Origin of the sequence: Micromonospora phytophila, assembly GCF_023656545.1 — a bacterium.
GTDB classification, from domain to species: domain Bacteria; phylum Actinomycetota; class Actinomycetes; order Mycobacteriales; family Micromonosporaceae; genus Micromonospora; species Micromonospora phytophila.
Genome location: NZ_JAMOKF010000214.1, coordinates 1 through 9,843, shown reverse-complemented (window position 1 = coordinate 9,843; position 9,843 = coordinate 1). Strand labels below are relative to the sequence as shown.

8 protein-coding genes are annotated in these 9,843 nt (G+C 73.9%); 2 read left to right on the top strand and 6 right to left on the bottom strand.

The window, feature by feature from the left end; genetic code table 11:
• The coding region (locus NCC78_RS21840; protein ID WP_250796677.1) for a DNA glycosylase AlkZ-like family protein at positions 1 to 1,032 on the bottom strand (1,032 nt) is incomplete at its 3' end.
• Positions 1,033 to 1,200: 168 nt separating this feature from the next.
• On the opposite strand from NCC78_RS21840, the gene NCC78_RS21835 reads away from it, so the two are divergent.
• Positions 1,201 to 1,446: a hypothetical protein gene (locus tag NCC78_RS21835; RefSeq protein ID WP_250796676.1), complete on the top strand. Its 246-nt coding sequence runs from the start codon at positions 1,201 to 1,203 to the stop codon at positions 1,444 to 1,446.
• A gap of 123 nt (positions 1,447 to 1,569) precedes the next feature.
• On the opposite strand, the gene NCC78_RS21830 is transcribed toward NCC78_RS21835, so the two are convergent.
• From NCC78_RS21830 to NCC78_RS21810, 5 genes are all read right to left on the bottom strand, one after another.
• Positions 1,570 to 4,890: a glycosyltransferase gene (locus NCC78_RS21830; protein WP_308220930.1), complete on the bottom strand. Its 3,321-nt coding sequence runs from the start codon at positions 4,888 to 4,890 to the stop codon at positions 1,570 to 1,572.
• On the bottom strand, positions 4,890 to 5,564 hold the full coding sequence (locus NCC78_RS21825) for a hypothetical protein (protein ID WP_250796675.1): 675 nt from the start codon (positions 5,562 to 5,564) through the stop codon (positions 4,890 to 4,892). Before NCC78_RS21825 ends, NCC78_RS21830 begins: the two co-directional genes overlap by 1 nt.
• 129 nt (positions 5,565 to 5,693) lie before the next feature.
• Complete coding sequence (locus tag NCC78_RS21820) at positions 5,694 to 6,101, bottom strand: MmcQ/YjbR family DNA-binding protein (RefSeq protein ID WP_250796674.1); 408 nt, start codon at positions 6,099 to 6,101, stop codon at positions 5,694 to 5,696.
• A 22-nt stretch (positions 6,102 to 6,123) separates the two neighbouring features.
• On the bottom strand, positions 6,124 to 6,777 hold the full coding sequence (locus NCC78_RS21815) for an HNH endonuclease family protein (RefSeq protein ID WP_250796673.1): 654 nt from the start codon (positions 6,775 to 6,777) through the stop codon (positions 6,124 to 6,126).
• Positions 6,778 to 7,235: 458 nt separating this feature from the next.
• Positions 7,236 to 8,936 carry a dolichyl-phosphate-mannose--protein mannosyltransferase gene (locus NCC78_RS21810; RefSeq protein WP_372495175.1) on the bottom strand — a complete coding sequence of 567 codons (1,701 nt, stop codon included), beginning with the start codon at positions 8,934 to 8,936 and terminating at the stop codon, positions 7,236 to 7,238.
• Positions 8,937 to 9,002: 66 nt separating this feature from the next.
• Between NCC78_RS21810 and rsmI the strand changes: the two genes are divergently transcribed.
• Positions 9,003 to 9,843 (top strand): 16S rRNA (cytidine(1402)-2'-O)-methyltransferase (rsmI, locus tag NCC78_RS21805; RefSeq protein WP_372495174.1); only part of this gene is annotated, 841 nt, incomplete at its 3' end.

Below are 9,843 nucleotides of genomic sequence, written 5' to 3'. Positions count from 1 at the left end.
CTCCGGCCACAGCCGCACCACCGGCTCGGTGTCCCGGGCCTCCCAGGTGCCCACCACCCGGCCCCGATGCACCACCACGGGCGAGATCCACCCGGCGGCCCGGCTGACCGACGCGCGCCGGTCGGCCGGGATGATCGTGGTGTCCTTCGTGCCGGGCCCGAGCACGTACTGGTCGAAGGCGGGGAGCAGGCGCACCTCGTCGTCGGGGCGGGCGGCGGCGATCTCGTCCACGTCGGCGGCGCGGGCGTACGCCGGCTGGCCGTCGACCGTCACCGGCACCAGAACCCCTTCGTCGACGAGGCTGGCGAACCAGCCGCGCAGCGCGGCCCGCTTCGAGCCGCCCCGGCTCAACCACTGGTCGAAGGTCTCCGCGCTCGCCGGCCCGTACGCGCCCAGCCAGGCCGGCACCACCCGGGACGCGGCCTGCTCCAGCCCGGGCAGGCCCGGCCAGTCGGGCAGCAGGGTGTCCGGCCGGGTGAAGGTGACCCGGTTGCCCTCGGCCGGCCCGTGCACCAGCAGGCCCTGCCAGGCCAGCGGCTTGAGCACCGCCCCCCACCCCGAGTCCAGGTGCTCCGCGACCGTGCGGTCCCCGGTGCGCTCGACGATCTCGGCGGTGAGCTGCTCCCGGGTCAGGGCCCGCCCGTCCAGCGCGGTGGTGGCCGCCGCGGCGATCGCCTCCAGCTGGGCGACCGTCACGAAGGTCCGCTGCCAGGAGCCCTTCTCCCAGAACCGTCCGGCGGCCAGCAGCGCCAGGCAGGCCGGCGCGTCCTCGGCGCGCAGCAGGTGCAGGGTGCCGCGCATCGCCCAGGTCTTCACCAGCCGCCGCTCGGCGAGCGCGGCGGCGACCGCGCCGGCCCGGGGGGTGGCCTGCCGGGCGGCGACGGCCTGCTCGGCGGCGGAGGCGACCTGGGCCTGCACTCCGACCAGCCGGCCGACCACGTCGACGGGGTCCACCCCCGCCGGCCGGTGCAGCAGCTGGCGGCCGATCCGCCAGGCCAGCACCTGGTCCACGGTCAGCGTCGCGATGGCCATGGTTGGTGAACGTACCGCAACGACGTAACGCCGGAGCGTCCCGTAGCGCTTGTTGGGGCGTCACTGGGGAAGCGACCGCCGTCCATTGTCGAACCGGGTTGCCATCAGGCCGCCCGCCCGAACGGGAACCCGAGGGGAACTGCGATGACCGGTGGCACAGAGCCGACAATGTCCGGACCGGACGACCACACCCCCCGCACGCCCGGCTGGACCTGTGGTACCTGTGGGGCCGACTGGCCGTGCGCGACCAAGCGCGCCCGACTGCTGGAGGAGTACGGGCTGGACCGGGCCACGCTCAGCGTCTACCTGGGTTCCTGCCTGGCGGCCGCCAGCCAGGACCTGCGGGCGTCACCCGGCGGGTTGCTCCAGGACCGGTTCATCGGCTGGCTGCCCCGGCCTCGCCGGGGCCACTGAGCCGATCCCGGCCGTCGCCCGGGATGGTCGGGCGACGGCCGGAACCGTCATTGCGTGCCGAGGGCGGGGACGGGCGCCTCCGGCACGCCCGCGACGCAGCTGCTCAGCAGCCCGCCGCGGTCTTCACCGCCCGACCCCCGCCCGTTCGGCGGGTGCCCGCGCCGGGACCGGGGTGTGCCCGGTGCGCGGCGTGGTCGGGCGGACGGAGGCCGGCCAGGGCGCCAGCCTCGGCCTCCGGTGGGCGCTGACGTCCTCGATCCAGCCGAGCAGCAGCACGACGACGAAGAGGATCAGCAGCGCCACCGCCAGGTAGCCGGCCTGCCCGAGCCGCCACACGTCGAACAGGTCGCCGACGACGAAGCAGACCGCGATGGCCGCGTTGTGCCACAGGTAGATCGTCAGGGCGCGGCTGTTCAACCCGGTGACCAGCCGGTCGAGCGGCCGTATGCGGGCCAGCCAGGTCATCGGCGGGGCCGCCCGGAGCAGCAGCAGCACGAAGCCGAGCGAGTAGAACGCCTGGGCCACCGGGACGTCGTTCAGGTCCAACCCGCCCTCGGGGTGGGTCAGGGTCCACCCGATCCCGACCGCCACGCACAGACCCGCCACGGCCACCAGGGTCGCCAGCGGCAGCCGCCGCAGCCGGCCGTCGCAATGGGCGAAGCCGACGATCCAGCAGGCGCCGAAGGTGGCCAGGTCGGTGACGACGGAGTCGACGGCGCTGCCGAGCGCCGGCGACGCGGTCTCCAGCATCACCACGGCGGCCAGCGGGAGGAGCACGGTCGGCAGCGGCCAGCGGCGGTAGAGCCCGAGCACCGCGGGGGAGAGCAGCACCAGCCAGAGATACGTGACCAGGTACCACAGCACTCCCGTGACGTCCCCGGCCCACTCGCTGCCCGCCGGCTGGGCAACCGGCACCAGCCAGGTCAGCAGCGCGGGCCACGCCGGCCGGTCTGGCCAGCCCTGCCAGATCATCACCGGCAGCACCACCGCGCCCAGCGCCCACATCGCCGGCATGAGCCGTCGGAGCCGGCTGTTCACCGCGCGTGCCGGGGCCCGGTCGAGGGACCGCGCCATCAGTGAGCCGCCGAGGGCGAACATGACCCCCATGGCGGGAAAGACGAGGCTCAGCCAGGCCGCACCGAACATGTGGTAGACGATCACCCGGGTGAGGGCCGCCGCCCGGAGCAGGTCGAACCACCGGTCCCGGCCGCTCCCCGACCCGGCCGCCTCCGGCGTCCGACCGGCGGCCGCGACGGGGACCCGCTGCCCGCGAGGGTCCGTCGCCGGGTCGCCCGCGCGCTTCAGCTTCCGCCAGCGCAGCCTGGTCCCGGTCAGCGCGGTCACCGTCGAGCGGACCAGCACCAGGTACATCAGCTGGCGGTAGGCGAACTGCTGCAACGGCAGCGTCCACAGCGGGGTGAGCCGTTCCCGGTCGAGGCGGAAGGCCACCAGCGCGGTGACCGCCTGGAGCGCCAGCATCGCCGCCCAGGCCATGGCCGTCTCGGTCGTGCCGAGGAAGAAGAGCCCGTAGAGGGCCATCAGGTCCAGGACCGGCCCGAGCAGTGGCAGCGCCACCCCGAACAGGGCGAGCATCGGCAGGCCGAACCGGCCGAACCGGCCGGACGCGCCGCGGTCGAACATCGCCCGGCGGTGCTTCCACATCGCCTGCATGGTGCCGTAGCTCCAGCGGTAGCGCTGGCGCCACAGTTGGGCCAGGGAGGCGGGTGCCTCGGTCCACGCCCGGGCCCGCTCCTCGTACACCACCCGCCAGCCCGCGCGGAGCACCGCCATGGTGATGTCGGTGTCCTCGGCCAGGGTGTCGTCGCTCATGCCGCCGGCGGCGAGCAGCGCGCGCCGCCGGAACGCCGCGATCGCCCCCGGGACGGTCGGCATGCAGCCGAGGGTCTCGTACAGCCGACGGTCCAGGTTGAAGCCGATGACGTACTCGATGTGCTGCCACCGGCCGAGCAGGCCCCGCCGGTTGGCCACCTTCACGTTGCCGGCGACCGCGCCCACCGAGGGGTCCGCGAACGGCTGGACCAGCCGGCGGACGGAGTCCCGTTCGAACACCGTGTCGCCGTCGACGGTCACGATGATCTCGTGCGAGGCGTACTGGATGCCGGTGTTCAACGCGCTTGCCTTGCCCCCGTTGGGCTTGCGGATCACCCGGACGTTGGGCAGGCCCAGCGACTCGGCCAGGTTCGCGGTCCCGTCGGTCGAGCCGTCGTCCACGACGATGACCTCGATCTCGCGATGGTCCCCGCAGGCCAGGGACCGCACGCTGGCCACGATGCCGGCCTGTTCGTTGTACGCCGGCACGATGATGGACACCGGTGCGGTGACCGGTGGGCCCCACGCCCAGCGCCGGGAGCGCCGCCGCCGGGCGAGGCGGGCGGCGAGCACGAGCAGCAGCAGCGTACGGACCAGCATCAGGACGCCGACCACCAGGAACAGCACCCGTAGCGTCGCGACGAACAGATCGGCGATGCGTACCGCCAGGACCACCGACCCGGCACGCCACCGTTCGGGACCCGCCACCGGCACGTTGCCCGGTACCGCCCGGTCCTCCCCGTCGTCGCGGATCCTGCCCCGGTTCACCCCCTCGCTGACGGTGGTGAACCGGTAGCCACGCGCCGTCATCGCCGGGATGAACCGGTCCAGGGCGGCGACCGTCTGGGTGCGGTCCCCGCCGGCGTCGTGCAGCAGCACCACCGCGCCCTGTCCCTCCGGCGGGGTCATGTTGCGGATGATGGCGTCCGGCCCGGGCCTCGCCCAGTCCTGACTGTCGGTGTCGTTCACGGCTGTCAGGTAGCCGAGGCGGCCGGCGTCCTGGATCGCCGTCCACGCCTCGTCGTCGATCGCGTCGGCGGTCGACGAGTACGGGAAGCGCAGCAGGCTGGTCCGGACGCCGGCGGCGCTCATGATGGCCATCTGGGTCTGCGAGTACTCCAGCCGCCGTCGCCACCCGGGCAGCAGGGTCGCGTCCGGGTGGCTGAAGGTGTGCACCCCCAGTTCGTGTCCCTCCGCCGCGATCCGTCCGGTGAGGCCGGGATGGCGGGCCACCTGGGTGCCGACCGTGAAGAAGGTCGCCCGGGCCCCGTGCCGTCGCAACACGTCGAGCACTCGTGGGGTCCACACCGGATCGGGGCCGTCGTCGAAGGTGAGGGCGATGGTCCGCGGTGGCAGCCGGTACGACGCCACCCGTCCCTGCGTGGTGTCGATCACCGGACCACCCGACCTGACGACGTCGGGCACCCCGGCCTGGCCGCCGGTGTCCCGGATGTGGTCGGGAGTGAACTCGGCGTTCGCGTACGCCTCGACCAGCAGCACGCAGACCACGACGGTGAGCAGCATGCCCCAGGCCAGCCAGCCCGCCGGCAGCCGGAAGCGGGCCGGGCGCGGCTCGCCCGACGGCGGCGTCGGTCGTGTCGTCGACGAGGTCATCAGGCGGGACGCCCGGCGGTGAGCAGGACGGGCGGGGTGAGCGAGCCGGAGGCCGCCGTCAGCGTCAGGTCCGGGCCGGACGGCGACGCGGGTGCGGTGGGCCCGGGCGACGGTGCCGGCGTGGCGGTTCCGCCTCCGCCGGGCGGAACCCCCGGGGACGGCGGTGCCGAATCGGTGGGCCCGGGGACCGGCGGCGCCGGTGTGGCGGTTCCGCCTCCGCCAGGCGGGACGTCCGACGGGGGCGGAACCACCGAGGGTGCGCCGACCGCGACCGGTGGTACGGGTGCCGGCGGCGCGTCCGGTCCGGGTCGGCCGGTGACCTCCGGTGGGAGCGGGACCGCCTGCTCCGGTGCCGGGAAGGCCTCCTCGACGAGCCCGTTCGCCTCCGGCCCATCGACCTCGAAGGGCATGGCGGCGGGCTGGTCGCTCGTCTCCAGCCGGGCGTCGTCGGGCAGCGGGGGCCGGTGGGCCGGAACGCCCGCTCCGGACAGGAGTGTGGCCGCGACGAGGGGGAGGTACACCAGGGAGCCCGTGGCGAGCAGGACGCCGCATCGGCGGACCAGGCGATGGCGCCGGCCGGTGACGTCGACGAAGACCGGGACGATGGCGGGGTCGGCGGCGGGGAGTCCCTGGGGGACGGTCGAAGGACTGGGATCGTGAAGGTGGGCGGTCACCCGGCCGAGGCTAGGGGGGCGATAAGTGGCCTATGTCTGGTTTTTCAGTGTTGCCCGACCGGGCATTCACAGAATATGAACATTCGGAATAAGAGTATAGGAAAGGCGCTTCGGTGATGAACCGCTCAGTCAGTCCGAATCGGACATGAACCGGAAGGTTTCTCCCGGCCAGTCGGGTGCCGCATCCAGGCGCGCGACCAGTCGTCGCGGGGCGGTCATCCGGTAGGCGTCCTGGCACAGCTCGGCCAGCTCGGACCAGTCGACGTCGCCGTCGAGCCGTACGCCCAGCCAGCCGCGACCGCCGACGTAGGGCGGGCGGAAGAACCGGCCGGGGTCGGCGGCGGTCAGCTCCTCCTGCGCGCCCGGCGGGGCGGCGCACCACAGGTGCGGGAAGTCGTTGGCGTGGTGCCCGTCGGGGTGCAGGGTGACGAAGGTGGTCTTCCCCCGGACGAACCAGGTGGGCGAGCCGTGGCTGAGCCGCTCGGTGACCTCCGGCAGGGCGAGGCAGATGGCGCGTAACCGGTCCAGCGGCTCCATCCGCCCCGCCCTTCCGTCGCGGTCAGTACGCGTGCGTCACGGTGATCGTAATGTTCGCGCAGGAGTTGGCCCAGCTGCTCAGGGCGCTCTTCTCGGTGCTGTCGACGCTCAGCCGCCAGCGGGTCTTCACGGCCGTCCACTCGCCGACGTAGCGGCACCGCTCGTAGGTCGGCATCCAGGTCGCCGGGTCCTGGTCGCCCTTGGACTGGTTGACGTCGTCGGTCACCGCGACCAGCGACCGGACGTCGCCCAGGTCGTTGGCGTACGCCTGCCGCCGGGAGGTGGTCCAGTTCCGCGCGCCGGAGTCCCACGCCTCGGCCAGCGCCACCACGTGGTCGATGTCGAGGTCCGACGGGTTGGTCCAGGAGGCCGCGTCGTAGTAGGAGTACCAGCGCCCGCCGGTCAGGTAGCAGCCCGAACCCACCGACGGGCGGGTGGTCGCCTCGGCGATCAGCACCTCGTAGCGGGTGTTGCAGCCGTCGGAGTCGGCGTCGATCCAGTGCGGGAAGAGGTCGCGGGAGTAGCCGGTGCGGACCTCGGTGGCCACCGGCAGGTCGGCGACGAGGGTGCGCAGCGGTACCGAGATCGTGGCGGCGTGAGCGGGAGCGGCCAGGCCGACGGTGGTGGCGGTGACGGCGGCCAGCAGGCCGCCGATCCAGCGGAGGGTGCGGGTCATCGCGGACTCCATCCGGTCGTTCGGGGGGTTGGCCGACAGTGCAGTCGGCCCGGATGCCGGTGGATCCGACGCCGGATGACCCCGAAGCGAACTCGACCGATACGTCCGGCGAACTCGCGAGCGGGCGGTGGGAAGCGCGCGGCCGGCGAAGTGGGATCGGAAGCGGGCGCGTGATCGCAAGGTCCGGGCGGGATGACCGTCCGTTAACTGCCGGATGTAAACCTTCTGTCCGGCGGTGCGTCGGTCGGAAATCTGACCGAAGTCGACCCGTTGTGCCGGTGGTGCGAGGTGGTTAAGCTCTTCATGCGCGCCCCAATCGCCCGCTTCCCCCGTGGCAGGCGATCGGGGCGCGCATCTACGTCAACGGGCCCGCACGCCGACGCGTGCGGGCCCGTTCTCCGTGCTCCCGGCCCGGGGGCGGGCGCCCGCCCGCTGCCGGGCCGGCCCACCGCCGCCGGTCAGATCCAGCGGCCGTCCAGCCACATCCGCGCCGACCATTCGGCGTACGGGAGCAGCTCGGCGACGAAGACCGGATAGAAGTACGCGAAGCAGAGCGCCACCAGCAGGACGTACGCCCCGGCGATCACCCCGCCCACGAGCCGGCGGTCCTGAGCACCGTCGACCGGGCCGGCGAGGGCGCCCCCCGGCGGGTCGGCCGGAGTGACGATCGCGCCGAGCACGTAGACCACCGCCAGCACCAGGAACGGCAGGGCCGGCGCGGCGTAGAAGGAGAACATCGTCCGGCCGTCGAGGGCGAACCAGAACCACGGCAGCAGGCCGGCGCCGACGCAGAGCAGGATCGCCCCGGCCCGCCAGTCCCGCCGGGCGAGCCCCAGCCAGGCCAGCGCCGCCAACGCGGGCAGGAACGACCACCAGAGCAGCGGCGTGCCGAGCAGCAGGATCTCCGAGGCGCAGCTCGGTGCCCCGCAGGCCCCCTCGCCCGACCAGTAGAAGGCGACCGGCCGCCCCAGCAGCAGCCACTGCCACGGCCACGACTGGTACTTGTGCGGGTCGTCCAAACCGGTGTGGAAGCCGTACGCGGCCTTGTGGTACTGGAACAGGTTGTTCAGCGCGCCGATGATCGGAGTGTCGCTGAGCGGGGCGTTCGGGTAGCGCTCGGCGAGCCGGTAGTAGCCGTCGTCGCCGAGCAGCCAGCCGGACCAGGTGGCGACGTAGGTGGCCACCATCAGCACCCCGGCCAGCACCAGCCAGGGCAGCTCGTCGAGGGCGGTGTCCCGCCACGGCCGGCGCACGCCGGCCGAGCGGCGAACCCCGACCTCCCAGAAGAGCACCAGCAGCGCGAAGGCCGGCAGGAAGTAGAGCGCGCTCCACTTCACCGAGCAGGCGCAGCCGAGCAGGACCCCGGCGGCGAGCCGCCACCACGGCCAGTCCCGCCAGCCGCCCGCCGGCCGCCCGGCCGGCCCCGGCCGGGTCGGGTCGAGGCCCGCCTCCAGCGCCCGGGCCCAGCGGCGACGCCGGGAGTCCCGGTCGAGCACCAGGGCGCCGAACGTGGCCAGCACGAAGAAGAGCAGGAAGATGTCGAGCAGCGCGGTGCGGGACAGCACCAGGTGGAAGCCGTCCAGCGCGAGCAGCAGGCCGGCGGCGCAGCCCAGCGCGGTCGAGCGGAACAACCGCCGGCCGATCCGGACCAGCAGCAGCACCGACAGGGTGCCCACGACGGCCGCCGAGAACCGCCAGCCGAACTCCGGGGCGGCGGTCATCAGGTGCCCGGGCACCGAGATGTTGTGCTCGGTGTCGGAGTAGCCGAAGGCCCACTCGCCGAGCCCGATCAGCCACTTGCCCAGCGGCGGGTGCACCACGTACGAGGGGCCGTTGTCCTTGTAGTTCCACTCGACGCCCTTGTCGACCAGCCCCCAGGCGTCCCGGGCGTAGTAGATCTCGTCGAAGATCTTGCCGGGCGGGTTGCTCAGACCGACGAACCGCAGGATCGCCGCGATCGCCACGACCACCCCGGTGGCCAGCCAGGAGCGGCCGTCCAACCGGGCGTCGACGGTGGCCAGCCGACGCCGGACGACACCGGGAACGGCGCCCTCGGCGGCCTCCGCGGCCGGGGGCGACTGCTCCGGGCGATCGCCGTCGGGCACCACGTGCTCCGACTCCGCCTGGCCTGCGCTCTGCGCTGTCGACGCCTGGGTCACCTCGCGATCGTAGGCTGCGGAGGTGCCCGGTGGCGCCCGTCGTCGCCGAAACCGGTACCGCCGTCGATGAAGGAGCAACTACCCGTGGGTGAAATGTCCGACACCGGGCGCCTGATCCTGCTCGGCGCGCCGCTCGGCAACCCGGCCGACGCCTCGGCCCGCTTCCGCGAGGTGCTCGCCACCGCCGACGTGGTCGCCGCCGAGGACACCCGCCGGCTCACCCGGCTCGCCCGGGACCTCGACGTCACGGTTCCCGGCCGGATCGTCTCCTACTTCGAGGGCAACGAGGAGCGGCGTACCCCCGAACTGGTCGAGGTGCTGGCCGCCGGCTACGTGGTCGCCCTGGTCACCGACGGTGGCATGCCGAGCGTCTCCGACCCGGGCTACCGGCTGGTCCGGGGCGCCCTGGACGCCGGCGTTCCCGTCACCGCCGCCCCCGGGCCGAGCGCGGTCACCACCGCCCTGGCGCTGTCCGGGCTGCCCAGCGACCGGTTCTGCTTCGAGGGGTTCCTGCCGCGTACTCCCGGCGCCCGCCGGTCCCGGCTGCGGGCGCTCGCCGCCGAGCAGCGCACCCTGGTCCTCTTCGAGGCGCCGCACCGCATCTCCGGCGCGCTCGCCGACCTGGCCGCCACGTTCGGCGAGGACCGGCCGGCCGCGCTCTGCCGGGAGCTGACCAAGACGTACGAGGAGGTGGTCCGCCGGCCGCTCGGCGAGCTGGCCCGGTGGGCCGCCGAGGGGGACCCGCGCGGCGAGATCACCCTCGTGGTGGGGGGCGCGCCGGAGGCGGCGCCGGAGCGGCCCGACGACGACACGCTGCGTGCCGCGGTCGCCGCCCGGGAGGCCGCCGGCCTGTCCCGCCGGGACGCGATCACCGAGGTCGCCACGGAGTACGCCCTGCGCCGCCGCG